This is a genomic window from Actinobaculum sp. 313 (assembly GCF_003073475.1).
Taxonomy (GTDB): domain Bacteria; phylum Actinomycetota; class Actinomycetes; order Actinomycetales; family Actinomycetaceae; genus Asp313.
The window spans coordinates 1,880,010-1,904,609 of the sequence record NZ_CP029033.1 but is presented as its reverse complement, the minus strand read 5'-3'; the positions used below and the strand labels follow the sequence as shown (position 1 = coordinate 1,904,609).

At 60.8% G+C, this 24,600-nt stretch carries 20 protein-coding genes, 2 tRNA genes and 1 pseudogene; 18 read left to right on the top strand and 5 right to left on the bottom strand.

Annotated elements, in window-relative coordinates; translation table 11 throughout:
• Window positions 1–40: 40 nt before the first annotated feature.
• Window positions 41–114, bottom strand: a tRNA-Gly gene (locus tag DDD63_RS08275).
• A gap of 375 nt (window positions 115–489) precedes the next feature.
• Here DDD63_RS08275 and DDD63_RS08270 point away from each other — a divergent pair.
• From DDD63_RS08270 to DDD63_RS08240, 8 genes are all read left to right on the top strand, one after another.
• Window positions 490–1,125 carry a hypothetical protein gene (locus DDD63_RS08270; RefSeq protein ID WP_108715967.1) on the top strand — a complete coding sequence of 212 codons (636 nt, stop codon included), beginning with the start codon at window positions 490–492 and terminating at the stop codon, window positions 1,123–1,125.
• Window positions 1,122–1,733 carry an OmpA family protein gene (locus DDD63_RS08265; RefSeq protein ID WP_108715966.1) on the top strand — a complete coding sequence of 204 codons (612 nt, stop codon included), beginning with the start codon at window positions 1,122–1,124 and terminating at the stop codon, window positions 1,731–1,733. The genes DDD63_RS08270 and DDD63_RS08265 overlap by 4 nt, the downstream gene beginning before the upstream one ends.
• A gap of 94 nt (window positions 1,734–1,827) precedes the next feature.
• Window positions 1,828–1,904 (top strand) — tRNA-Pro (locus DDD63_RS08260).
• Window positions 1,905–2,144: 240 nt separating this feature from the next.
• Window positions 2,145–3,341 carry a trigger factor gene (tig, locus tag DDD63_RS08255; RefSeq protein WP_240611228.1) on the top strand — a complete coding sequence of 399 codons (1,197 nt, stop codon included), beginning with the start codon at window positions 2,145–2,147 and terminating at the stop codon, window positions 3,339–3,341.
• A 14-nt stretch (window positions 3,342–3,355) separates the two neighbouring features.
• Entirely contained in the window at window positions 3,356–3,805 is a 450-nt protein-coding gene (locus DDD63_RS12935; protein WP_240611227.1) for a hypothetical protein, read from the top strand.
• Between the two features lie 348 nt (window positions 3,806–4,153).
• Window positions 4,154–4,348: a hypothetical protein gene (locus DDD63_RS08250; RefSeq protein ID WP_108715965.1), complete on the top strand. Its 195-nt coding sequence runs from the start codon at window positions 4,154–4,156 to the stop codon at window positions 4,346–4,348.
• 321 nt (window positions 4,349–4,669) lie between these two features.
• Window positions 4,670–4,849, top strand: coding sequence for a hypothetical protein (locus DDD63_RS08245; protein ID WP_108715964.1), 180 nt, complete (start codon window positions 4,670–4,672; stop codon window positions 4,847–4,849).
• Window positions 4,812–5,390, top strand: coding sequence for a hypothetical protein (locus DDD63_RS08240; protein ID WP_125482479.1), 579 nt, complete (start codon window positions 4,812–4,814; stop codon window positions 5,388–5,390). The genes DDD63_RS08245 and DDD63_RS08240 overlap by 38 nt, the downstream gene beginning before the upstream one ends.
• A gap of 269 nt (window positions 5,391–5,659) precedes the next feature.
• Here the strand turns inward: DDD63_RS08240 and DDD63_RS12270 are convergent, their stop codons facing one another.
• Entirely contained in the window at window positions 5,660–5,824 is a 165-nt protein-coding gene (locus DDD63_RS12270; protein WP_164505501.1) for a hypothetical protein, read from the bottom strand.
• Window positions 5,825–5,954: 130 nt separating this feature from the next.
• On the opposite strand from DDD63_RS12270, the gene DDD63_RS08235 reads away from it, so the two are divergent.
• The 4 genes from DDD63_RS08235 to DDD63_RS08220 all read left to right on the top strand — a co-directional run bounded on the left by DDD63_RS08235 (window position 5,955) and on the right by DDD63_RS08220 (window position 9,516).
• The gene (locus DDD63_RS08235) at window positions 5,955–6,614 is read left to right on the top strand and encodes an ATP-dependent Clp protease proteolytic subunit (RefSeq protein WP_108715962.1); all 660 of its coding nucleotides are present in this window, start codon (window positions 5,955–5,957) and stop codon (window positions 6,612–6,614) included.
• Between the two features lie 74 nt (window positions 6,615–6,688).
• On the top strand, window positions 6,689–7,303 hold the full coding sequence (locus DDD63_RS08230; RefSeq protein WP_205647383.1) for an ATP-dependent Clp protease proteolytic subunit: 615 nt from the start codon (window positions 6,689–6,691) through the stop codon (window positions 7,301–7,303).
• Window positions 7,304–7,688: 385 nt separating this feature from the next.
• Window positions 7,689–8,960 carry an ATP-dependent Clp protease ATP-binding subunit ClpX gene (gene clpX, locus DDD63_RS08225; RefSeq protein WP_108715961.1) on the top strand — a complete coding sequence of 424 codons (1,272 nt, stop codon included), beginning with the start codon at window positions 7,689–7,691 and terminating at the stop codon, window positions 8,958–8,960.
• A 199-nt stretch (window positions 8,961–9,159) separates the two neighbouring features.
• Window positions 9,160–9,516, top strand: coding sequence for a chorismate mutase (locus DDD63_RS08220; protein WP_108716705.1), 357 nt, complete (start codon window positions 9,160–9,162; stop codon window positions 9,514–9,516).
• Window positions 9,517–9,711: 195 nt separating this feature from the next.
• Here the strand turns inward: DDD63_RS08220 and DDD63_RS08215 are convergent, their stop codons facing one another.
• The 3 genes and pseudogenes from DDD63_RS08215 to proC all read right to left on the bottom strand — a co-directional run bounded on the left by DDD63_RS08215 (window position 9,712) and on the right by proC (window position 15,576).
• On the bottom strand, window positions 9,712–11,538 hold the full coding sequence (locus DDD63_RS08215) for an AMP-dependent synthetase/ligase (protein WP_108715960.1): 1,827 nt from the start codon (window positions 11,536–11,538) through the stop codon (window positions 9,712–9,714).
• 421 nt (window positions 11,539–11,959) lie between these two features.
• Window positions 11,960–14,643, bottom strand: a pseudogene (gene valS, locus DDD63_RS08210) (valine--tRNA ligase).
• A 114-nt stretch (window positions 14,644–14,757) separates the two neighbouring features.
• Window positions 14,758–15,576: a pyrroline-5-carboxylate reductase gene (gene proC, locus DDD63_RS08205; protein WP_108715959.1), complete on the bottom strand. Its 819-nt coding sequence runs from the start codon at window positions 15,574–15,576 to the stop codon at window positions 14,758–14,760.
• Window positions 15,577–16,219: 643 nt separating this feature from the next.
• On the opposite strand from proC, the gene DDD63_RS08200 reads away from it, so the two are divergent.
• The 6 genes from DDD63_RS08200 (at window position 16,220) to dhaK (ending at window position 24,600) form a co-directional block, all read left to right on the top strand.
• Window positions 16,220–17,011: an SDR family oxidoreductase gene (locus DDD63_RS08200; protein WP_108715958.1), complete on the top strand. Its 792-nt coding sequence runs from the start codon at window positions 16,220–16,222 to the stop codon at window positions 17,009–17,011.
• 19 nt (window positions 17,012–17,030) lie between these two features.
• On the top strand, window positions 17,031–17,579 hold the full coding sequence (locus DDD63_RS08195) for a DUF664 domain-containing protein (protein ID WP_108715957.1): 549 nt from the start codon (window positions 17,031–17,033) through the stop codon (window positions 17,577–17,579).
• Window positions 17,580–18,051: 472 nt separating this feature from the next.
• Entirely contained in the window at window positions 18,052–21,282 is a 3,231-nt protein-coding gene (ileS, locus tag DDD63_RS08190; protein WP_108715956.1) for an isoleucine--tRNA ligase, read from the top strand.
• Between the two features lie 169 nt (window positions 21,283–21,451).
• Window positions 21,452–22,852 carry a folylpolyglutamate synthase/dihydrofolate synthase family protein gene (locus DDD63_RS08185; RefSeq protein WP_240611226.1) on the top strand — a complete coding sequence of 467 codons (1,401 nt, stop codon included), beginning with the start codon at window positions 21,452–21,454 and terminating at the stop codon, window positions 22,850–22,852.
• A gap of 58 nt (window positions 22,853–22,910) precedes the next feature.
• The gene (gene ndk, locus DDD63_RS08180; RefSeq protein ID WP_108716704.1) at window positions 22,911–23,333 is read left to right on the top strand and encodes a nucleoside-diphosphate kinase; all 423 of its coding nucleotides are present in this window, start codon (window positions 22,911–22,913) and stop codon (window positions 23,331–23,333) included.
• Window positions 23,334–23,601: 268 nt separating this feature from the next.
• Window positions 23,602–24,600 (top strand): dihydroxyacetone kinase subunit DhaK, encoded by a 999-nt coding sequence (gene dhaK, locus DDD63_RS08175; RefSeq protein WP_108715954.1) that lies wholly within the window; start codon window positions 23,602–23,604, stop codon window positions 24,598–24,600.

Sequence of the window (24,600 nt, the reverse complement as noted above, 5' to 3'; positions counted from 1 at the left end):
AATGAAAACGCAGGCGATCACGACTTTCAGATTCGATGAATGGAGCGAGCGACGGGAATCGAACCCGCGTAATCTGCTTGGAAGGCAGAGGCTCTACCATTGAGCTACGCTCGCATGCGCCTGCCGGGTTAGACCGTCAAACAGGTGCCCCACGAGGATAGCAGGAGATGGGGGTCTAGCGCATGTCGAAGGGCGTGCGAGAAGTGTGACTCGCGTCGTCGCCTCTTCTGCAGCAGTCGATGAGCGGCGCGGTGGTGCAGTAGGGGATGAGCGGCCGGGATGTATTAGTTCCGGTGATGAGTGCTAGGTACAAAGGCCGGTGACTGTTGCCAGGCACAAAGGTAGGTGGCGAGTCGGCGCAGTACCACATACTGCCGCAACACGCCCGGCGTTGTGAGCGGAATCATATGGGTATCATTCCCCATTGCGTGACCTGCGCCGGTCTGAAAGGGTGGAAACGTCCTAATCCCAATCTATTAGGAGATTGACATGTTTTCACCTCAGCAAGGGCGCACCCTCGTGCGCCGAGTCTTTGCCCTCACAGGGGTGCTCGCCCTGGCCGCCTCCATGGCAGCCTGCGGCAATAACAATAGCGACGATAACGGAGGCGGTGGCGATTCCACGGCGGCGCAGGACGTGCAGAGCGCGGCGGTCGAGGCCTCCGCATCCGGAGATGCCGCAACAGTTTCCGGTGAGTTGCCGGTGCTTAAATCAGCGACGGGGAAGTACAACGTGTATGCTCAAACCTTTGAATACGGAGAAGTGCGCATTGATATCAACGACGTATCCATTTCAGACGATTTGACAGTAGTCACGTTTTCGGCGACCAATGTCTCTGGTAGGGAAGTGTCTTTGGGCCTGCTTAGTAGATCGCGCACAATTGACAGGGACGTGAGTGCCGTGGAGCTGATTGACCAGAAGAACAAGAAGGTCTACAGGGCTGCGCATGATGAGGAGGATAGGTGCCTCTGCTCGCGGTTAGAGGGGGCTGCAGATCAGGTGCAGGCTGGAGACACTGTCTCGCTCTATGCCACCTTTGCTGCTTTGCCCGACGATGTGGAAACCGTGGATATTAGGGTTCCAGGCGTGGAACAACTCATCACCGATGTACAGGTGAGCCGATGAAACGCGTGGTAACAGCAGTATGTGCCATCGGGCTGAGCGCCCTCATCACACCCTTCGCGCTGGCAGAGAACTCCTCCGATGCCAGCGATTTTTCCACGTCCAAGCCGCAGCGTTACATTGCGCCCGCGGCCAGCTCCGCAACAAAACCCGCCAGTGCTCCCGTCCTCAGCTTCAGTGCGGAAGTCTTGAACTTTTACACTCCGATCGGCACCTTGGATGGTGCGGCGACGGTGGTTGAGGGTGAGGATGCTACGACGACGACTTTGTCGAGTGATGTGAATTTTGAGGTTGATTCGGCTGAGTTGACGGATCGGGCGCATGAGATTCTTGATGAGATGATCCAGGAGTGGGAGGAGGATCCGCCGAGTCGGGTGGTGATTACTGGTCATACGGATTCGGTGGATGATGATGCTCATAATCAGACTCTCTCGGAGCAGCGGGCTGATGCGGTCAAGAGTTATATTGACTCGAAGCTTCCTGGGTTGACGATTACTGCCGAGGGGAAGGGTGAGAGTGAGCCGATTGCTTCGGAGACGAATGAGGATGGCAGTGTGTCCGAGGAGGGCAGGGCTGCTAGCCGTCGCGTAGAGATCGTCGCCGAGAAGTGACTGGCCTGGTGGTGGTGAGCCACACGTATACCGGAAAGGTGCGCGCGGCCCCCATTTTCGCCTATTATTGGCGTCGCCCGTATTTGCCGGGCATCGGGGTATGGCGCAGTTTGGTAGCGCGCCCGCTTTGGGAGCGGGAGGTCGCGGGTTCAAGTCCCGCTACCCCGACCAATCACACAGGAACACCTCCAACCCAACCGCGCGTGTGTGCATTCTCGCGTTCTTGGATCGCAGGAAAGACGCGAGATGTCGTAAGATTGAGCGGTATGCGCGTATGTCAGCACCGGCTGGCTGCGGCGCCCACTGACAAGTGGACACCGGCCAGTGCCCGGCAGCGGGCGGCACGGATCCAGAAATATGCCGGACGGCCTGCGTGCCGTCCCCCTCGTCTAACTGAGTGGAGAGACCCCTGTGAAGAGCTCCGTCGAGAATCTCGAGCCCACCAAGGTCAAGTTGACCGTAGAGGTGCCGTTCGAGGAGTTCAAACCTGCTATCGACAAGTCCGCCAAGGACATCGCCGACCAAGTCAACATTCCCGGCTTCCGCCGTGGCCACGTGCCCGCACGCGTCATTGAGGCGCGTTTCGGGCGTGCCGCCATTGTGGAGGATGCGGTGAACAATTCCTTGGATGAGTATTACGCCGAGGCGGTGCGCGAGAACGATCTTCATCCGCTATCCCGCCCGCAGGTGGATGTTACAGCGGTTCCCGTCAATAACGGTGACACCTCTCCTCTTATCTTCGATGTGACGGTGGACGTGCGTCCCGCAATTGCCATTCCGGATCCGGCCGGTTTCACGCTCTCGGTTGACTCCGTCGCCGTGTCAGACAACGACGTCGAGGAGCGCCTGACCGCTCTGCGTGAGCGCTTCGGGACTCTCAAGGATGTGGAGCGCGCCGCTCAGGATCGCGACTACGTGACCATCGATATGGAAGCGAAGATCGGCGACGAGACCGTTGACTCGGTTTCCGGAGTCTCCTACCGTATCGGAGATGGCAATATGCTGGAAGGCCTCGACGAGGCCGTCACCGGCCTGGAGGCGGGCGGTAGCACCACCTTCACGTCGACACTGGCAGGCGGTGACCATGCCGGTGAAGAGGCGGAGGTCAGCGTGATGGTCTCGAACGTGAAGGAATCTGAGCTTCCCGAGGCGGACGACGACTTCGCGCAGCTCGCTTCCGAGTTCGACACCATTGATGAGTTGCGTGCCGACCTCCGCGAGCAGGTGGGCAAGGATAAGGAAACCAACCAGGTTCACGCCGCACGTGACCTGCTCTTGGATGAGCTGCGTAAGGCCGTGGAGTTCCCCTTGCCGCAGTCCGTGGTGGAAGAGGAGATCTCGCAGCATCTGCAGCGTGAGGGCAAGGAGCCCGGGGACGAGCATGGTGAGGAGATTCGCGAGGACACCGAGCGGATGATCCGCGATCAGCTCATGCTTGATGTCCTGGCCGAGAGCTTCAATGTGAATGTGGAACAGAACGAACTCTTCAACTTCCTTGTTGAACAGTCGCAGGCCTACGGTATGGACCCGAATCAGTTCATCCAGGCGGCCGCTTCCACGAATGAGTTGGGGGCCTTCGCCAGTGAACTCGCGCGGGCAAGGCGCTGATTTCCGCGCTGCGCTTGGCCAAGGTTGTTGACGCTGACGGCAAGGAACTGGACGTTGTCGGCGTCGTCGGTGAGGCACCCGAAAACGAGACGGTACCGGATTTCGCGGCTATGGCGGAGAAGGTTGCCGAGCAGCAGGCCAAGGTGGCTGCAGATGCTGCTCAGGCGGGTTCTGACAAGGATGACGCCGAGGCCGCAGATGCGAACGATGCCGAGAAGGCAGCCAAGCCCGAGCCGAAGAAGCCTGCAAAGAAGGCGGAGAAGGCCGAGTCTAAGAAGGCCACCGCCGCAGAGGCGTCCCATGCAAAGGCCGAGGGTACCGAGCTCTTTAACCCGGCTACTGCAAAGGTGGACGAAGTGCTTGCCTACGTTGCCGGTGTAGACGACGTCGAAAAGGCTCGCGTACTGGAGGCTGAGAAGGCTGGAAAGGCACGCAAGACTTTGATCGAGAAGCTGCAGAGCTAGTAGCTCGCAGTACACACTACGTAAAGGATGGCGGGGCTTCAGCCCCGCCATCAGCATTAGTGCTCTGGTAGTCGAGCGGGGAGCGACAGTGTAGTTGTGCTGCAGTATGCGTAAGCGTTTATCGGCTAGAGTGCCGCTACTCCATAACACCGAACGAGATCCGTCATGGTGGCAACCGGGCAGCGGAATGAGATGAGTCACTTCTATCTCTTGCGTAGGGCCTGGAGAACTGATACATTTACCGTGTAACGCACAAGAGTTACACGGTACATTTCCGAGGGTGTCCGCAATGACGGGATGGGCACCGATCGGAATGTTCCGCCTACGGTACGGACAAGGAGGTACCCGATGGCCATTGGAGCTATAGTCGCTGCTGTCGCCGCGCTTGTTCAGGTAGCTATCGCGATCCTGGCGATTGTCGCGCTAGTGTTGCTTATTCGCTGGTTCTTGCGGCAAGAGCGAAAGGACCGTTGGGTCGAAGAACAAATGGCCGCAACACGGCCTATTCCGGAACCGGACAGTGATCGAATGCCCTCAGCATAGCGGGCAGCGATGTTTGAAGGGTGCCTGTTGTCAGGTGCAGTCCCTCAAACGGTGAGCGACGTCTGCGATGTGTTTCGGAGCTCTGAAAGCGTTCGACGGATTTATCGTGCGCACTCTGCGGTACAGGTATCGCGGCCTTTCTCTCGCTGTCCGTATATTGGGCGGGCTGACATGAAGTTCAGTGCTCCTCTACGTCGCAACAGTTGTATCTCGGTAGATGGAGCCGATGAGATAGATCCATCCACCGGCCACATCACACATATGCAATACGACCACTTTGCAACGCACAACGTTGCAAAGACGTAATAGAAAGGAACTTCCATGAAGAAGAACCGACTCCTGGCGGGGATGGCCTCCCTGCTACTAGCAAGCACACCAGTTATTGTGCCACAAGTGGCGACTGCCGCGCCCTTTGATCTCGCCCATAGTAATGCTGCGGTATCTAGTTCCGATCATGTCGAGGATGAACTGGTCAGTTTCTTCGACCTTCGACCGGTATAGTGTTCCCAAGACGCAGCAACAAGGACTCATTGACAAACTCAATAACGGCGTCGCCTGGGACTCGATGTCCGGAGCTTCGCCCGTGAGGACGGAGGCTTCTCGGGTGGGCGCCAGCGACGTCACCATCGAACGGTATGCGGATGGCTCCGTGGTCGTCTCCACGATCGATGCCGTTCCCGAGAATCCGGATGATCCAATGCCCGCAAGCATCTCTTCGTGTCGACTGGTGAGTTCCAGCAATTACCATGCAAACTATAAGAACTGCTATGGAAACGTGGAATTTGGAGTAATCCAGATGGGATTCCACTTCGATCGGAATACCGTCAAAGGGAAAGTGGGGACTATCACGCGGTCATACGGAATGACTCACCGAATCATTGGCGGTGCTCTATCGAATCACCGCCTGACAAAATTCTCGGGTAGTCGGGTACGCTATTCCGCCGATCTATCTGTGGTCGTAAAAGGTCTCCCTATTGGATGGACTGCTTGGATGGAGGTTCGTCTGGGTAAAGGCTCAGCGGCTTGGACAGTGCACAACTAAATATGGCATAGCATCCTTGTCAGTTAGGCAAACAGAGTATGGCGCCCGAGCAATCGCCGCTTCGGTAGTTGTCATTCTTCTTGCTGCGATAGCGGTCGTCGTCGTTCGGTGGTTACGTCGACGTAAGGAAGAGGACAACCGAGTTGTCGACATTAGCAAGGATTAGGTCTCGTTGAACGGATGACCAAACGAGTGACCTATGTGGGGGTGCTGCCATGGCGGGACCCCACTGCTCATACCTCATTCCTCGCTTGTGTTCATCGTGGCTTTCAATGGCGGTTCTCCAGAGCATTACCGCGCGTCCGCAGCTCGTTACGGGTCGTCATACCGTTGACCGATACACTCCTGGCTAAGGAGACGAGAGTCGGCGCTTCCAAGAGACTGACCACCACACGAATTCCGTTGGTCAACACGGATTCCGTTGCCAGGGCCATGCGCCCAAAGCGAAATAACCGCCTCTTGCGGTGAACATGGCTGCGTCTTCGCGCTAAGGTGGCATATCGATACTAATCCAAGACGCTCTCGGGCCGGGGAGTCCCGGTCGAGGAAGGAAACCACGTGAGTATGCCTCAGTTGGCCGGCGATGATCGCCAGGGCCTGGGCCTTGGCGATTCGGTCTACAACAGGCTCCTGAAGGAGCGCATTATCTGGCTGGGTTCCGAGGTCCGTGATGAGAATGCCAATATTATCTGCGCCCAGATGATGCTGCTCGCGGCCGAAGATCCTGACAAAGACATTTACCTCTACATCAATTCACCCGGTGGTTCCGTCACCGCCGGCATGGCGATCTACGACACCATGCAGTACGTGAAGCCAGATGTCGTGACGGTAGGGATGGGCATGGCTGCCTCGATGGGGCAGTTCCTACTTACCGCAGGGGCGAAGGGGAAGCGATACATCACGCCTCACACGCGCGTGCTCATGCATCAGCCATCCGGTGGAGCTGGCGGTTCCGCAACCGATATTCGTATCAATGCTGACCTCATCATCAAGATGAAGCAGGAGCTATCCGAGCTCATCGCGGAGAACACCGGGAAATCAGTGGAGCAGATCATCGCCGACTCCGATCGCGATCACTGGTTCACTGCGCAGGAAGCCCTCGAATACGGCTTCGTCGATCACATCATCACGAATGCGCAGGCCGTTATTGGAACCACCAATGGCGAGCCCGAGCCGGAGCGGGCCGGAGAGCCCGAGCATAACGAGCAGGAGCAGGGGGAGTGAAGCACATGTCAACGCATACGAATATCGCCACCGGTGGCGCCCTGGCAGGCCTGCCCGGAAGTATCGCCCCAGCCATGCCGAACTCGCGCTATGTGTTGCCGAACTTCGAGGAACGGACTCCTTACGGCTACAAGCGGCAGGATCCGTACGCGAAACTGTTCGAGGATCGGATCATCTTCCTCGGAGTGCAGGTGGATGATGCCTCCGCCGACGACGTTATGGCACAGCTGCTCGTGCTGGAATCCCAGGACCCGGATTCTCCCATCACCATGTACATCAACTCGCCGGGCGGCTCCTTCACCGCGCTCACGGCGATCTACGACACTATGCAGTACATCAAACCGGAGATCCAGACGGTGTGCCTGGGCCAGGCCGCCTCTGCGGCGGCGGTATTGCTGGCTGCCGGTGCGCCGGGGCGGCGCCTCGCTCTTCCCAACGCGCGCGTGTTGATCCATCAGCCCGCCATGGAGGGCATGCAGGGCCAGGCTTCCGATATCGCCATCGTGGCTGACGAGTTGGATCGCATGACTAAATGGCTATGCGATACCTTGGCGGAACACTCCGGCAAGACAAGCGAAGAGATCGCGCAGGACATCCAGCGAGACAAGATCCTCACCGCCGAGCAGGCGAAGGAATACGGCCTCGTGGACCAGGTCCTTGTGTCCCGCAAGGCGAAGCCGCAGGCCTGATAGGCGGCAGGTACGCCACGGCCGTCGGGCAGCAACCGGACGGCTCTGCGTCGGCTACTTGCCGCGTGGCATCGTTCATAGTGATCCCCGGGGAGTGCTTCTCCGGGGATCAGTCACGTACTACTCGTCTTCGTTGGGGAGGGCGGTGGTACTCGGGCCATCTGCCCGCGCGGTGAGCGGTATGGCAGGTGAGCGGGCAGCAGGACGACTGCCCGCTGCAGCGTCGCAGTTGGAGGGATGGCACTGTGTCCGGCAGCGGACACATGGGCGATCATGGCACAGCCCACGTGTGATCACCGCGTGGAAACGTGCGAAATGCCGCGTCATGGTGTGAAATTGGAGAGAGGCCCATTCGGGCCCCACGCGCAATGAGGGAGAGAAGCCCATGCCACGAACGGCCGATGCCGCTGACATGCTGAAATGCTCGTTCTGTCAAAAGAGCCAGCGCCAGGTCAAGAAGCTCATCACCGGTTCGGGTGTGTACATATGCAACGAGTGCATCGAGCTGTGCAATGAGATTATCGAAGAGGAGCTCGGGCAGGAGGAATCGGCGTTCTCGCTCGAATCGCTTCCAAAGCCGCGCGAGATCTACGATTTCCTGGACGAGTACGTCGTCGGGCAGGCGGACGCCAAGCGTACTCTCGCTGTTGCCGTGTACAACCATTACAAGCGGATTCGATCCCAGTCGCGCCCACGCCGCAAGGACGACGACGAAGACGTGCAGATCGGTAAGTCCAACATTCTGCTGATCGGCCCCACGGGTACCGGTAAGACCTATCTGGCTCAGTCCCTCGCACGCATGCTGGACGTTCCTTTCGCGATCGCTGACGCCACCGCTCTCACCGAGGCCGGCTATGTGGGGGAGGACGTGGAGAACATCCTCCTCAAGCTCATTCAAGCTGCCGACGACGATATCAAGCGCGCTGAGGTCGGCATTATCTACATCGACGAAATCGATAAGATCTCGCGCAAGTCCGAGAACCCATCGATTACGCGTGATGTTTCCGGCGAGGGCGTGCAGCAGGCATTGCTCAAGATCATTGAGGGTACGGTCGCCTCGGTGCCGCCGCAGGGCGGCCGCAAACATCCGCAGCAGGACTACCTGCAAATCGACACGTCAAACATCCTGTTCATCTGTGCCGGCGCCTTCGCTGGAATGGAAGAGATTATCTCCTCGCGCGCAGGTCGTAGAGGCATCGGCTTTGGCTCCCAGTTGCACAGTGCCGACCAGGGCACGGAGGTGCTGAGCGAGGTAACACCCGAAGATCTTCACAAGTACGGCCTTATCCCCGAATTGGTCGGCAGGCTTCCCGTGGTGGCAACGGTGGATTCCCTGGACACCGATTCACTGGTGCGGATCCTGCGTGAGCCAAAGAATGCGCTGGTCAAGCAGTACCAGAAGATGTTTGAGCTTGATGGTGTACGCCTGACCATGGAAGATGACGCGCTGCGCGAGATCGCCGACGAAGCAATGGCACGCGGCACCGGTGCGCGCGGCCTGCGCTCCATACTTGAGTCGCTTCTCTCGGAGCCGATGTTCGAAATTCCCTCACGCGACGACGTCGAGGAGATCGTATTCGATGCTGCGGCAGCACGGGGCGAGTCCGAGCCGAAGCTCGCGCTCAAACGTAACGCTGCCCACGGGCGCACTGCCTGAGTGGCGTGAGTAGCAGGACGGCAACCATAGAACCGTCTCGCCATGCTGCCCGCATAGCGGCGTGAGCTGATCGCACCGCTACACTCTAATGTGATGCGGCGCGCGGGTGAAACGCCCGTGGGTGAAACGCCCATACCGCGGGTTTTCGGAGCCGGCTGCGTCAAACACGAAGTGACCGAGGAGAGTTCGTATGAATGCAATGCCTGAACCAGCCCAGACAGCAGCTTCAGCCGAGACCCCGAGGGTGCCTGTGGAGCTGGAGGGCTACCGTCGCACCATCGACAATTTGGACTCCGCCCTCGTTCATATATTGGCGGAACGCTTCCGGTGCACGCAGCAAGTCGGTTACCTGAAGGCGGAACGGGGTCTGCCGGCATCAGACCGCGCGCGAGAGGCCCGGCAGATCGCACGACTACGGCAGCTTGCGGAGGAATCCGGGCTTGATCCTGTGTTCGCTGAGAAGTTCCTCAAGTTCATCGTCGCCGAGGTTATTCGTCACCACCAAGAGATCGCCGCCGAGCATGAGGCAGATGAGGACTCGCCCGACCACGGCTGAGATGTTGGACGGGCTCCCACCTATCCAGTAACAAGCTACACAGACTGCTGTCACCCGTCGTTCAGTGCGATATGCCGCGGCTCTTCGCAGGCTGACCACCGGTGTGCACAGCGTCGGCAGAGCAGAAGGGACGCACACTCGGAAATGAAACGCGGCGCCCACGCGAGGAGGCGCCGTACGCTCACCGATACCCCGTTATCCTTCGTACAGGTGCTCGATCGTTTCCGCGAAGTCACGCAACACAGCGTTACGCTTCACCTTCAGCGACGGCGTCAGGTAGCCATTCTGCACGGAAAAATCGATGGGCAGCACCGTGAACTTGCGGATGGACTCAGCGCGTGAAACGGCGGCATTGGCACGTTTGACGCCGCGGTCGATAGCCGCCAGCACCTGCGGATCGGTTGCCGCCTCGGTCACCCCCATGGGTTCCAGGCCGTGGTTCTTCAACCATCCGGGCAACATCTCCGCATCCAAGGTCACCAAGGCGCCAATAAACGGCCGTTGGTCTCCGACCACAACCACTTGGGAGATAAGCGGATGCCCACGCAGGCGATCCTCCAATACGGCCGGAGCCACGTTTTTGCCGCCGGCCGTCACGATGAGTTCCTTCTTCCGCCCGGTCACCCACACGAAGCCGTCGTCGTCCACGCGGCCCAGATCGCCGGTACGGAACCAACCGTCCTCCGTGAAGGCGGCTTTCGTTGCCTTGGGATCGTTGTTGTAACCGGCAAAGATATGATCGCCTTTGGCAAGGATTTCACCGTCGTCGGGATCAACGGTGACACGGCAACCGGGGTAGGCCGGGCCGACCGATCCGACGCGCATATTGCCGGGAACATTCACAGACGTGGGAGCCGAGGTCTCGGTAAGGCCATAGCCCTCAAACACGGTAATCCCCGCGCCCCGGAAGAAATGCCCGAGTCGCTCGCCCAGCGGCGCTCCGCCGGAGATGGTGTAGCGCAAATGTCCACCGGTGATCTCTTTGATCTTCTGGTAGACCAGCTTATCGCCGATGGCGTGCTGCGCCTTCAGCTGAGCGGATGGCCCTTCCGGCTTGTCCAGGCCACGCGAGTAGGTAATAGCGACCTTTGCGTAGTGACGGAAAAGCCGCAGCTTCACACCGTGGCCAGCCTTCGCATCCGCAGCGTTGTAGATCTTCTCAAAAACGCGGGGGACTGCCAGAATATACGTCGGCTTGAAGGACTGCATATCTGCAACGAGGTTCTTCGTATCCGGCGAGTAGCCAATGATATTGCCCGAGTACATCGCCATGACATTAATGAAACGCGCGAAGACGTGCGCCATGGGCAGGAAGAGCAAGGTGCGTTGCCTGCCGCCGACAATTTCGGAGAGATTGTCATCCAAGGGCCCGTTAATCGCCACATGCAACAGATTACGATGGGTGAGCCGCGCTCCCTTCGGGCGGCCGGTGGTTCCCGATGTGTAGATGATCGTCGCCAGATCATCGGCCTTCTGCGCATCAATACGCCGGTCGATTTCCTCTTCTGAGGCAGCGGACCCCAGCGCGGAAATCTTTCCCTGCGCGTCATCCTCAATCACAAAGATCTGCTCGAAGTGCTTGAACTCCTTGAGGAGCGGGTTCAAGACCGCTGCCATTTGCTGTGTTTCCGCAATGGCGAAACGGCAGTGGGCGTCGTCGACAATCCACCGAGCCTGGTCCGTGGAGTCGGTTTCGTAGATCGGCACGCCCTGTGCGCCCACCGACCAAATGGCCAGATCAAAAAGCGTGAACTCATATCGAGTGTGACTCATAATCGCGATGTGATCACCGGGCTTCACTCCCAGTCCGATCAGGCCCCGTGCCAGCGCACGGATCTCCGTTTCAAACTGCCGCCAGGTAACCGGCACCCACGTGTTAATCGACGACTTGCGCTCGATAACTACGCGGTTCGGATTATCCTGGGCAATACCGCGCAGAACCCACGGGATCGTCATCGTATCGGTGATGGTGATCTTTCCCGGGGTAAAGGCGATCGGGTGACGGGTGGTCTCCTCAGCCATTTCTGTACCTTTCGACGTGCGTGCCCTAGTTACGCTACCGTAGAAAAGGGCGAGCCTGAGAGTCCTTCGAGGTGGCATGTGTCACGCGGCCGTGGCGGCGCAGGGTTCCGTTTCCGCCGCGCGATGGTCGCGGCTGACATGGCCGCAGTCCTTCTTGTGGCCGCCGGGATCCCCCGAACAGGTTGCCCCACTGCTTCAGGGCGATACGAGTGGGGCCGAACTGTTCCTGCCGAACTGTTCCTGCCGAACTGTGTGAACTGAGCTGCGGATGGCTGATGCCTGCGGCGCCACGACTGGGAACGCGGTGCCGACGACTGGGGTGCGCGAACCTGAAGCCGACCGCCGGGCGCGGTTACTCGGCGGTCGGCTCTTTGCTCTGTGATCGGTTCTCTCGGCTCGGCCCTCTTGGTGATGGACTCCGCTACTTCTTCTTCGGTTGCGGCGGGTCCAATTCGTAGGAATCAACCGTGACGGCCGCGGCGTCGTCCGTGTTCTCAACGCCCAGTTCGCCGCGCACGTGGGCGGCGCGCACCATATCACCCAGTACCGCGTCGAGGCGAGCCCGATTAGTTGCGGGGACGGTTAGCGTCACCCAGGCATAGGTGGTGCGCTGCGAGACCTTGTTCTCCGACTTCACCTTTCGCAGCACGGTCAGTGCCTCACCGGCTACTCGGATAATATCCGCGTCCGCACCTGCCGCAGCCTCCCGTAGTGGCTGCGCGGTGGGCCAGGCGGCGCGATGCACCGATCCGGTCCGGTACCAGGACCAGACTTCCTCGGTGGCGTAGGGGATGAACGGAGCCAGGAGCCGCAGGAAGGTGTCCACCGCTATATTCAGCGTCACCTGCGCGGAACGCGCTGCCGCGTCCTCGCCGTAGGCACGGTCTTTCACCAGCTCCAGGTAGTCGTCACAGAAGGTCCAGAAGTAGGTCTCTGCCGCCTCAAGAGCGCGCGTATGATCATAGGACTCAAAGGCCCGCGTCGCCTCGTCCACAACCTCTGCCAGCCCTGCCAGTAGTGCTCGGTCGACGGATTCGCTGACGGAGGCCGGGTTAAGATCAACGGCCGCATCCGCACCGGCCATCCCGAAAGCGAACTTGGAGGCATTGAGTACCTTCATTGCCAGGCGACGCCCGATCTTCATCTGCTGTTCGTCAAATGCCGCGTCGACGCCCAGTCGCGCACTGGCGGCCCAGTAACGCACCGCATCCGACCCGTGCTTGACCAGCAAATCCATTGGGGTGACCACATTCCCCTTCGACTTGCTCATCTTCTTGTGGTCCGGGTCAAGAATCCATCCGGACAGTGCGGCATGATGCCACGGGTTCTCCCCAAACTCCAGATGTGCGCGTACCATCGACGAGAACAGCCAGGTGCGGATAATGTCCTGGCCCTGCGGGCGAACATCCATTGGATACACGCGTGCGAACAGGTCGTCGTCGGTCAGCCAGCCGCTGGCGATCTGTGGGGTAAGCGACGACGTCGCCCACGTGTCCATAATGTCCGTCTCCCCGGCGAAGCCGCCAGGAACACCACGTTGCTCGGCGGTGAAGCCCGCTGGAACATCACTGGAGGGATCGACGGGCAGTTGGTCGATCTGCGGGGTGAGGACGCCGTCGTAATCGACTTCGCCGGCCCCGGTGATGCGATACCACACCGGAATCGGCACCCCGAAGAAGCGCTGCCGCGAGATCAGCCAATCGGTGTTCAGGCCGTTGACCCAGTTGTCGTAGCGCACGTGCATGAAATCGGGATGGAAGGCGAGGTCCTTACCCGCCGCGATGAGGTTCTCGCGCAGCTGACGGCCGTTCGCCTCGCTGTATTCACGTCCACCATTGCGGATGTACCACTGGCGCGAAGTGACGATTTCCAGTGGCTTATCGCCCTTCTCGAAGAAGTTGGTCATGCGGGTGGTCGGCTTCTCCTCACCGATCATTTCCCCCGACTCCTTCAGCGCCTCCACCAGGACCTTGCGAGCGGAGAAGGCCGTCTTACCCGCCATTTCCTCGTACATGGCACGTCCCTTCGCGGAGGTGATCCACGCGGGCACCTCGCGTACCAGCCGTCCATCCTTACCGAGCACGGAACGGGTGGGAAGGCTCAGCTCCCGCCACCACTGCACGTCGGTGAGATCACCGAAGGTACAGCACATGGCGATACCGGCACCCTTATCCATCTCGGCGGCAGGATGCGCCAGCACCGGCAGTTCGACGTCGAACACGGGAGAGGTGACGGTGGTACCGAAAAGGTGCTGGTAACGCTCGTCGTCCGGATGGGCAATAAGGGCACAGCAGGCCGGGAGCAGTTCGGGGCGTGTTGTTTCGATGATGACATCCTCACCTCCCTCGCGGTGGAAGGCGAGCGAGTGGTAGGCGCCGGGGTATTCGCGGGCCTCCAACTCTGCCTGGGCGACGGCGGTTTGGAAGGTGACATCCCACAGGCCGGGAGCCTGTGCCTGGTAGGCCTCGCCCCGCTCCAGATTACGAAGGAAGGCAGCCTGTGCCACCTTCTGTGCCTTCTCACCAATAGTTTGGTAGTGCTGCTTCCAGTCCACGGAGAGGCCCAGGTGGCGCCATAGCGTTTCGAACTGCCGCTCATCCTCGGCTGTCAGCTTCCAACACAGCTCGATAAAGTTACGGCGCGAAATCGGTTGCTGGTCGGCATATTTGATGGACTTGCCATCGCCGCCGTCGTGCGGGGGAACGAAATCCGGATCATAGGGCAGCGACGGATCGCAGCGCACCCCGTAGTAGTTCTGCACGCGGCGCTCGGTGGGCAGGCCGTTATCGTCCCAACCCATCGGGTAGAACACCACCTTGCCGCGCATACGCTGGAAACGCGCCATCGTATCCGTATGTGTATAGGAGAACACGTGGCCTATATGCAGGGAGCCGGAGACTGTGGGGGAGGGGTGTCAATGGAGTACACCTGTTCGCGCCTGGCGGTGCGATCAAAGGCGTAGGTGCCATCAGCTTCCCAACGTTCGCCCCAACGTTCCTCCAGTCCCTCCAAGGTAGCCTTTTCGGGTACCGCGGTGTGTGGTAACAACTCGGAAGCGGAAGCAGGCTGGTTGGAAGGCTCGAAGGCCGGCGTTGTTTCGGTCATGGGCCCCATTCTTCCACGAAGGCCCCCGCGCTGGCATATCGGGCCACGCCGCGTCGGTGCAAGTCGGCAGGGTTCCGTTTTCGCAGGGTGGGCGGCACGCTCCCCCAATTGCAATCACCCCTGCAGTGCGCGATCTCGGTCGATGGCCGCCTGCACTCCGCGAACGACGGCGGCGGAGAATCCGGCGTCGTCCATGGCGGTCACACCCGCGACGGTGGTACCACCGGGCGACTGAACCGAATCTGCCAGAGAAGCCGGGGTTGCACCCTGCGCAATGCGGCTTTGCAGCAATTGAGCCGCGCCAAGAACCGCCTGCGTCGCGATCTCAACCGCCTGCGACTTCGGAAGGCCATTCTTCACCGCGCCTCGCGCCAAGGCGTCGATGTACTCATAGGTGAAGGCAAGGGAACAACCGGCAATGGCACTGAAAGTGGCGAAATGCTCCTCGGCAAGAGGAATCACCACGCCGACTGCCCGGAACACATCGGTAACGGCCTCACGCTGGGAGTCGGCGACGTACTCGTTGGCACAAATGGCCGTCATCGACTGCCCGACGGCCGCCGCAATGTTCGGCATTGTGCGGATAAGCGGTTGGCCCGGCTCCAGGTGGGAGGCGAGGAGACTCAGCGGTGTACCGGCGGCCACCGACACTATGACGGTGTGCTGTGCGGCCGCCTCGCTGCGGATCTCATCTAACACAGTACCGATCAGGTGTGGTTTCACGGCAACGATGATGATCGATCCCGGACCTGCCAGGCGAAGCAGTTCGGTGTTCGAGGAAGCGGCGGTGATACCGAGTTCTTCCGCCAGTGCAGCGGCGTGTTGTGGATGTGCGGTTGAGGCGACGACGTTGTCCGCATTGAATCTGCCCGTACTCAGTACCCCTCGCATAATAGCGCTGCCCATTGATCCCGCTCCGATGAAACCCAGCATCGTTTCTCCTTTCCTGGCCGCTAAGCGGATAGGCGAGCCGCGCCCCGGAATGAGCGGACCACAAACCGGGCCATGGCAGGGCCTGCCCGGGTGTGCTCCCGGCTTCCGCGACCATGCACTGCTGAGCCTACCGTTTTATCCGCTATCTTCCATGTGTGCCCATGATTTTCCGCGTACGTGCGCGGGAGCGAGCAACATTCTCCTTCCGACTTATCCCGCAAGGGGTTTTGCCTGCGCGCGGGCGCGCGGGCCATTGGATCGAAAGGGCCGGGCCGATCTGGTGGTTACCCGCGTCCGCGCGGGCGCGAGCCGCGTGGGCGGAGTACACGGCGGCGCGCAGCGTGGTTACCCGCGTCCGCGCGGGCGCGAGAGACGGCCGCTTTCGTTGGTCCGCTTGGGAAGCAGGAAGCGCACGGCCGCTGTGACGCGCGCAAAAGCATCCTCAGCCTGCGCGGAGGCGGAGAGCACAAACCCGTGGATGATGTCATGCTCCGTCTGGCACTTGTGGAATAGTGGAGGTAGCAGGGGCGGACGTAGTTCCTGGGGAGGAACAACCTCCTTGAAGAGGCGAGGGATCCCGGGAAAGGATCGGCGGCCGCGTCGGCGAGTAGTAGACAACGCCGCAGCAGGGAAGAGGGTACATATGGCACGCGGACGGGTGCTGGTAACAGGGGCGTCAACGGGAATCGGTGAGGCGACGGCCCGTCGGCTGGTGGCGGACGGGTTCGAGGTGATCGCCACCGCGCGTAGGTTGGGGCGAATCAAGGAACTGGGCAGGCAGATCGGGTGTGAGTTCTGCCCCGCAGATCTCACCGACGACGATTCGGTGGCCAACCTCATGAAGTTCCTGGCCCTGCAGGAGCCGCTGACCGCCTTGGTCAACGTGGCCGGTGGAGCCATCGGGGTTGACCCGGTGGCGGAGGCAAATATCGACGCCTGGCAGGCCATGTACGACAAGAACGTGCTCGGCACGCTACGGCTGACAAAGGCGGTTTTGCCCATGCTGCGCGAGAGTGGCGGCGATATCGTCTTCGTGACATCGGTGGCGGCCCACGAGGCCTATCGCGGGGGTGCAGGCTACACCGCGGCGAAACATGCGGAGGCCATGATCCCGCAAACCCTGCGGCTGGAGTTGCTCGGTGAGCAGGTGCGAGTCATCGAAATAGCGCCGGGGCTGGTGAAAACACCGGAGTTCTCACTGAACAGGCTGGGCGATGTCGACGCGGCACAGGCCGTGTACCGGGGAATTGATGAGCCACTACTGGCGGAGGATATTGCCGATGTCATTGCCTGGGCGCTGACTCGGCCCCGGCACGTCAATATCGATTCGGTCACCGTTCGGCCCGTCGCCCAGGCCACGGCGTCACTCTTCGCTCGTGGCGGCACGTCGCAGGGCGAACTGCCCTCCGATGATCTTGCCGCAGCGGACGAGTGATCTGGCTTAGACTACCGGTATGTTCAAGTCGATTCTCATTGACGGACTGTCCCGCACGCAGCAAACCTTCCACGGTGTCCTCGCCGGAATCAGTGCCGACGACGCCAACTGGCAGCCCACTCCCAGCTCCAACTCCATCACCTGGCAGGCTTGGCACGCGGCACGGGAGATCGACATGCAGATCGCCGGCTTGGCGGGAACGAGTGACGTGTGGACGAGTCAGGGATGGGTGGACCGTTTCGCATTGGACCTTCCCCGTGACGCTCATGGGTACGGGCAAACGGCGGATGAGGTCGCCCGAGTGGTCGTGGCTGATACGGCACTTCTCACCGGCTACTACGACGCCGTCGTCGCCGCGGCGAATCAGTACATCAGCTCGCTCACCGAGCAGTCGCTGGCAGAGGTGATTGATCGCGCCTGGGATCCGCCGGTTACTCGGGCGGTTCGTATTGTCAGCATTATTGACGACGCCGCACAACACGCGGGGCAGGCCGCATATCTGAAGGGGCTGCTAGCCGCCTTGGGAGACTGCGGTGACGATGACGACGAAGACAGTTCGGTGCTGTAGGCGACTTCGCGCTTGATATGGCGCGCCATCGCCTACGTGGCGGCCCGGTTGATCTGGCAAACAGCCGGGAACCGCGAGTTGGCGCGGCATGGGCGCATCGCTGAGGTCGCACGAGAGTCATCTCACGCGGTGAGCGCAGCCTCGTGGGTTGGCCCTGACGGTCCCGCGAACTAGACTAGTGACATTGTGTTGACCCGGCCCGTGGCGGATGTACCGGCAGCGGGGTATCACCGGCGAGCATCCGGAAGAACAGGCCCGACGCGACTGTGGAGGTGCCGCTTAACACGCCAGCCATGGCGGGGTGCGGCTGCTGCGGTTGCGGGTGCGGCCCCAGTAGAACCGGACGGATGGACTCGTTATCGTCCCCAATGAGCGGCCACGCATGTGCGCGGCAAGCGAGGTGGTACCGCGGCTGCGGATGCCCGTGCATCCGAGTGTCGTCCTCGCCTGACCGATGCGACAAGGAGATGACATGGCCGACTACCCGCTTCACCGTGACGGAGACGTTGAGGCATCCCCGCGCTTCCCACAGCTGGAAGAAAGCGTTCTCACCTACTGGAAGCAGGATGGGACGTTCCAGGCGTCGATAGACCAGCGCCCGAGCGGTCCGGACGGCTCCAATGAGTTCGTCTTCTACGACGGCCCGCCCTTCGCCAACGGACTCCCACATTACGGGCACCTTCTGACCGGCTACGTGAAGGACCTCGTCGCCCGCTATCAGACGCAACGCGGAAAGAAAGTAGACCGCGTATTCGGGTGGGACACGCACGGTCTTCCGGCCGAGCTGGAAGCCGAACGCGAGCTAGGCATCGAAGACAAGTCCGAAATCGAAGCCATGGGCATCGACAAATTCAACGATGCCTGCCGCACCTCCGTGCTCAAATACACCAAGGAGTGGGAGGACTACGTCAACCGTCAGGCACGCTGGGTGGACTTCGAAAAAGGTTACAAGACGCTTGACACGGACTACATCGAATCCGTGATCTGGGCATTCAAACAGCTGTATGACAAGGGTCTGGCATACGAGGGCTATCGAGTCCTGCCATACTGCTGGCACGATGAGACGCCGCTGTCCAACCACGAGCTCCGTATGGATGACACCTACCGTGACCGGCAGGATCAGACGGTCACCGTTGGTATGCGCATGGCGGACACTGGTGAACTACTGCTGATCTGGACGACGACGCCGTGGACCCTTCCGTCCAATTCGGCCGTGGCCGTGGGGCCGCAGGTGGACTACGTAACCGTGGTGGTGAGTTCGGAACTTGACTCGCCCGTCGCCGGTGAACGCGTCATCATCGCCCGCGACCGTGTGGCTGCTTACGCAAAAGAACTCGGTGAAGAACCGCAGATCCTTGAACAGTACAAGGGCACAGAACTGGTCGGGCGGCGTTACCACCCGATTTTCGACTATTTCACGGGACGCGGCGAAGAGACTCCCGGACCGAACGCTTGGACGGTAATCCCCGCCGACTACGTCACGACGGAAGACGGCACCGGCCTTGTCCACCTTGCCCCGGCCTTCGGCGAGGATGACATGATCGCCTGCCAGGCAGTCGGCATCGGCACGGTTGTTCCGGTGGGGGAGGACGGCCGATTCACCTCGGAAGTCCCGGACTACGAAGGTGAACTCGTCTTCGATGCGAATCGTCCCATCATCCGCGACCTGCGTGATGCATCCGGCCCGCTGAGCCGACGACCGGAGCAGGAAAGGTCGGTGCTCGTACAGGAGAAGAACTACGTGCACTCCTATCCGCACTGCTGGCGCTGCCGAGAGCCTCTGATCTACCGCGCCGTTTCCTCTTGGTTCGTCGCGGTCACCAAGTTCCGCGACCGTATGGTCGAACTGAACGAGGGCATCATGTGGGTGCCGGACCATATCAAGGAGGGACAGTTCGGGCACTGGCTGGCCGGTGCGCGTGACTGGTCAATCTCCCGAAACCGCTACTGGGGCACACCGATCACTGTGTGGAAGTCGGACGATCCGCAGTATCCTCGTGTCGACGTCTACGGTTCTCTGGCAGAGCTGGAACGGGACTTCGGTCGACTGCCACGCAATCCGCAGGGAGAGGTGGATCTGCATCGTCCGTATATCGATGAACTGACCCGCCCCAATCCGGATGATCCGACCGGAAAGTCAACCATGCGGAGAATCAGCGATGTCCTGGACTGCTGGTTCGATTCGGGTTCCATGCCATTTGCGCAAAAGCACTACCCGTTCGAGAACAAGGAGTGGTTCGAGAATCACTTCCCGGGAGACTTCATCGTCGAGTACATCGGCCAGACGCGCGGTTGGTTCTATACGCTACACGTGCTTTCCACCGCGCTTTTCGACTCCCGTGCCTTCACCACCTGTGTCTCCCACGGCATCGTTTTGGGCGACGACGGGCAGAAGGCATCCAAGTCGCTGCGCAACTACCCGGATCCCACCGAGATGTTTGATACCTACGGCTCCGATCCGGTGCGTTGGACACTGATGAGTTCCACCATTCTGCGAGGCGGCAACCTGTCCGTCTCCGAGGAAGGCATCCGCGAGTCCGTGCGGTCAATCGAGCTGCCGCTGTGGAACTCGTGGTACTTCTTCGCGCTTTACGCACAGACCTGCGCCAAGGGGCAGGGGTATCTCGCTCAGGCGATCAATCTGTCCGATCCGCAGGCCTTGGCCGATCTTGAAGTGATGGACCGCTACCTCTTGGCCTCCACCAAGGACCTGGCCGACACCGTGCGTAGCCGACTTGATGAATACGAGATCCCCGGGGCGGCGCAAAGCATCCGCGACTACCTGGACGTACTGACCAATTGGTATGTGCGTACCCAGCGTGACCGCTTCTGGGCGGAAGACCATCGGGCATTCGACACGCTTTACACAGCGCTGGAGGTGCTGTGCCGCGTCATGGCGCCACTGTTCCCGTTGGTGACAGAGGAGATTTGGCGTGGATTGACCGGTGGACGATCCGTTCACCTCACCGATTGGCCGGAGCTTCCAGATGCCGTTGCCAACCCGGTGCTCGTTGCGCAGATGGACGAGGTCCGCGCGGTTGTATCTGCGGCCCATTCGCTGCGCAAGACGAACAAGCTGCGTGTGCGCCAACCTCTGCGGTCCCTGCGGGTCGTCTCGACGGCGGATCTCTCCGCCTACCGTGCGCTGATCGCGTCCGAAGTCAACGTGAAAGATGTGATCCTGGAAGATCCAGAGACCTGCGGTTTGACGGTGACACGGGAGCTGGCTGTGCTTCCGCGTGAGCTGGATCCCGCGGTCCGCAAGCAAACCTCGGCACTGTTCAAGGCGGCGCGAGAGGGTGCTTGGGAAGAGACGAGCAACGGTGTGCTACTGCATACCGATCCGGCGGTTGAACTGACCGAAGGGCAGTACACGCTGACCACATCGGTGTCGGCCGACGAAGGGTCAGTGGCTGCAGTCCTGGCCTCCGGTTCCTTCGTCGTGTTGGATACGCAACTCGACGCCGAATTGGAGGCAGAGGGATACGCCCGCGACGTCGTGCGCGCGGTCCAGGAGGAACGCAAGACCGCCGGGCTACACGTGGCCGACCGGATCGCCCTCACCTTGCGCGTACCCGATGAGCGAGTGGAAGGCGTGCGCAGTCACCTGGAGTTCATCGCGACGGAGACACTTGCCCTGCAGGCGGATGTCGCCGGTGGGGTGACGTCCCTTGAGGTGGACGTCGCAAAAATGGAGAACTGACCTACGGTGACGTGTGCGGTACCGACCGTGATGGTGCGGCGGCATCCACTGGGTGGAGGTCGCCGTGCAGCGCGCGTTGGGCTGCGCCACTCGGCGGGTGAAGTGCCCCTGCCGGGTGGCGGAGGCGCGGTGACAGAGGAACAAGACGTTAGTGAGCGAGGCGGATTCAGTGAGTAAGGCGAATTCAGACACTCCGGAAGGTCTGGCTCGGCAGGCGGAGCTTGACGCCCAGGTCGAGGCAATTTATCAGGATATAATCTCCCGTGCCCCCGAGCATAAGGTGCAGCCATCATTGGAGCGGGTGCGCGACTGCCTTGACATGATGGGCAATCCGCAGCGTTCATTTCACGCCATTCACGTCACCGGAACCAATGGCAAGACCTCGGCGGCGCGGATGATTGAGGCCCTGCTGCGGGAACGCGGCCTGCGAACCGGACGGTTCACCTCCCCACACCTGGAGAGCGTCCGTGAGCGGATCGCCGTTGACGGGCAGGCGATCTCCCGGGAGGATTTTGTTGCCACATGGGATGACGTCGAGCCCTTCATTGCACTGGCGGACGCGAAGTCGCAGCAGGCCGGAGGGCCGCGGCTCAGCTTCTTCGAGGTGCTTACCGCGATGGCATACGCCGCTTTCGCCAATGCGCCGGTGGAGGTCGCCGTCGTGGAAGTCGGGATGGGCGGACTCTGGGACGCAACTAATGTCATCGATGCGGACGTCGCCGTCCTGACGCCGATTTCCCATGATCACGAGCGGTGGTTGGGCAACGAATTGAGTGGTATTGCGCGGGAGAAGTTGGGCATCGTGAAGCCGGGCAGTGTGCTCGTGTGCGCCGCGCAGCCCGAAGAGATCGCTGATATGCCTGCGCAGCGGTGCCGGGACGTTGGCGCCAGGTTGATTTCGGCTGGTCCAACCCTGCGAGTTCTCTCCCGCGAAACCGCAGTGGGCGGGCAGCTTGTCACAGTGCAGACTCCGGCGGCGGTATACGAAGATATTCCTCTTGGACTGCGCGGAGAGTTTCAAGCGGAGAATGCGGCCTTGGCGATCACAGCGGTTGAGGCTTTCTTTGACGGGTCGGCACTGAGCGGCGACGTCGTCGAGCATGCCTTTATGGCGGTGAGTTCGCCCGGACGAATGGAAGTGGTGCGTAACTCGCCCACGGTTGTTATCGATGCTGCGCACAATCCGCACGGTGCGCTCGCCACGGCACGTGCCTTGCCAGAGTACTTCCCGGGGCGGCTTGTCGGTGTGATTGCAATGATGGCGGATAAGGATGTCGAGGGCGTGCTCGGCGTGCTTGAACCGGTGCTGGCGGAAATTGTGGTCACCGGCATGCCATCGGAGCGTGCCATGCCCGCCGAGGAACTGGCGGCAGCAGCTCATGACGTATTCGGAGCCGACCGTGTGCACCTCGAGGAGGATCTCCTCTCCGCCATTGACCTCGCCGCTGCACGCGCAGAATCCGACGATTCACAGCCCATGACGGCCCCTGCCGTGGTGGTACTCGGATCGGTACAACTCATCGGGCGGGTGCGGCAGCTGTTGGGAAAGAACTCCGTGGACGGAGCGTAACGGGAGCAGATCGTGCAAGACTGCTGCGCGCCGCACATCATAATGCGAGAATATGATCATGAACACGGAACGAATCCTTATTCTGATCAAGCCGGACGGTGTGCGCAGGCAACTCGTGGGCGAGGTTTTGCGTCGCATTGAAGCCAAGGGCTACGTGCTGGAGAACATCGGTTGGCGCGAGGCTGATCGGGAACTCCTTCAGGAGCACTACAGCGATTTAGTTGATAAGCCCTTCTTCCCGGATATTGCCGCTTATATGGAATCGGGCCCAATTGTGGCCGCCATTTTCTCCGGCAGCCGGGTGATCGAAGGTGTGCGGAATCTTTGTGGTGTCACCGATCCCACCGCGGCAGCTCCGGGCACGATTCGGGGCGATCTGGCTCGTGACTGGGGAACCGGCAACATCGAGAACATTATCCATGCCTCCGACAGTCCAGAGAACGCTGAGAAAGAGATCGCTCTCTGGTTCCCGGGCGAATAGCAACTGCTGTTGACGGGTGGCAATCGCTGCGCCGGTGCGGCGGGCGAATGGTCCTCCCGCACGGCGTTAACCGCCGTGGTAAGGCCCACAAAGACGAGGGATTACCACGCGCCGACGGTGACCCGGCTGCGCCCTGCAACCCCGGCCGCAAGGGGTCGGGTGGGGAATCGGCAGCCGTGTCCCACCGGGCGGCATATGAATCGGCTCCGCCGCCGATGGCGCCGCAGCGGAAACATACGACAACACGCACTACAGGAAGGTGAAGACGATGAAGGCACTCATCAATGACCCGCGTGACGTTGTCGAAGAGGCGCTGGAGGGCCTGTGCCGCGCCAACGCTGACATTATCACCTTGCACCGCGACCCGCTGTGGGTGGGGCGTGCACAACCGCGCACCAGCGGTGTCGCGGTAATATCCGGAGGCGGATCGGGCCACGAACCCCTCCACACCGGTCTGGTGGGCAACGGTATGCTTGACGCCGCAGTTCCGGGTGCCGTATTCACCTCCCCCTCCCCGGATACCATCCTCGCAGCCATCACGGGCACCGATACCGGCGACGGCGTACTGTGCATCGTCAAGAACTACACCGGCGACGTTCTCAACTTCGACATGGCCCGGGAACTGGCTGAGGCCGACGGGCACACGGTCCGTTCGGTTCTTGTGGCCGACGATGTTGCGGTGGAGGACTCCACTTTTACAGCCGGTCGGCGCGGGGTGGCAGGAACGCTCTTCGTTGAAAAGATAGCGGGGGCGGCAGCTGCATCCGGGGGTGCATTGGAAGCGGTCACTGCCGCCGCCGAAGAGGCCGCGCGGGAAGTCAGGTCAATGGCATTGGCATTGGGAGGCTGCACCGTGCCGCATGTTGGAAAACCTGGATTCGAGCTTCTTGCGGATGAAGTCGAGCTGGGAATCGGTATCCACGGCGAGCCCGGCGCAGCGCGTATCGCCATGGCCAGTGCCGACGAGTTAACGGACCGCTTAGTGGCCGCCGTAGCGCAGGATCTGCGACTCGTTGCGGGAGAAGGCGTGCTCGTACTCGTCAACGGCATGGGGGCGACTCCCGCCTACCAATTGGATATCGTCTTCCGACGTGTAGCACAACAGCTCGACGCGCTCGATGTGAGAATTGAACGGACGCTGGTAGGCAACTACGTCACCAGCCTCGATATGCAAGGCGTGTCCGTCACACTGGCGCGAGCCACGGACGCCATGCTGGCGGGATGGGATGCCCCGGTGTGGACGGCGGCATTGCGGAAGGGATACTGA

Excerpts from the sequence above, each read along its gene's own strand:
- DDD63_RS08270 (WP_108715967.1), top strand. The coding sequence starts at position 490 with ATGTTTTCACCTCAGCAAGGGCGCACCCTCGTGCGCCGAGTCTTTGCC.
- DDD63_RS08265 (WP_108715966.1), top strand. The coding sequence starts at position 1,122 with ATGAAACGCGTGGTAACAGCAGTATGTGCCATCGGGCTGAGCGCCCTC.
- DDD63_RS08250 (WP_108715965.1), top strand. The coding sequence starts at position 4,154 with ATGGCCATTGGAGCTATAGTCGCTGCTGTCGCCGCGCTTGTTCAGGTA.
- DDD63_RS08245 (WP_108715964.1), top strand. The coding sequence starts at position 4,670 with ATGAAGAAGAACCGACTCCTGGCGGGGATGGCCTCCCTGCTACTAGCA.
- DDD63_RS08240 (WP_125482479.1), top strand. The coding sequence starts at position 4,812 with ATGAACTGGTCAGTTTCTTCGACCTTCGACCGGTATAGTGTTCCCAAG.
- DDD63_RS12270 (WP_164505501.1), bottom strand. The coding sequence starts at position 5,824 with ATGGCCCTGGCAACGGAATCCGTGTTGACCAACGGAATTCGTGTGGTG.
- DDD63_RS08235 (WP_108715962.1), top strand. The coding sequence starts at position 5,955 with ATGCCTCAGTTGGCCGGCGATGATCGCCAGGGCCTGGGCCTTGGCGAT.
- DDD63_RS08230 (WP_205647383.1), top strand. The coding sequence starts at position 6,689 with ATGCCGAACTCGCGCTATGTGTTGCCGAACTTCGAGGAACGGACTCCT.
- clpX (WP_108715961.1), top strand. The coding sequence starts at position 7,689 with ATGCCACGAACGGCCGATGCCGCTGACATGCTGAAATGCTCGTTCTGT.
- DDD63_RS08220 (WP_108716705.1), top strand. The coding sequence starts at position 9,160 with ATGCCTGAACCAGCCCAGACAGCAGCTTCAGCCGAGACCCCGAGGGTG.
- DDD63_RS08215 (WP_108715960.1), bottom strand. The coding sequence starts at position 11,538 with ATGGCTGAGGAGACCACCCGTCACCCGATCGCCTTTACCCCGGGAAAG.
- proC (WP_108715959.1), bottom strand. The coding sequence starts at position 15,576 with ATGCTGGGTTTCATCGGAGCGGGATCAATGGGCAGCGCTATTATGCGA.
- DDD63_RS08200 (WP_108715958.1), top strand. The coding sequence starts at position 16,220 with ATGGCACGCGGACGGGTGCTGGTAACAGGGGCGTCAACGGGAATCGGT.
- DDD63_RS08195 (WP_108715957.1), top strand. The coding sequence starts at position 17,031 with ATGTTCAAGTCGATTCTCATTGACGGACTGTCCCGCACGCAGCAAACC.
- ileS (WP_108715956.1), top strand. The coding sequence starts at position 18,052 with ATGGCCGACTACCCGCTTCACCGTGACGGAGACGTTGAGGCATCCCCG.
- ndk (WP_108716704.1), top strand. The coding sequence starts at position 22,911 with ATGAACACGGAACGAATCCTTATTCTGATCAAGCCGGACGGTGTGCGC.
- dhaK (WP_108715954.1), top strand. The coding sequence starts at position 23,602 with ATGAAGGCACTCATCAATGACCCGCGTGACGTTGTCGAAGAGGCGCTG.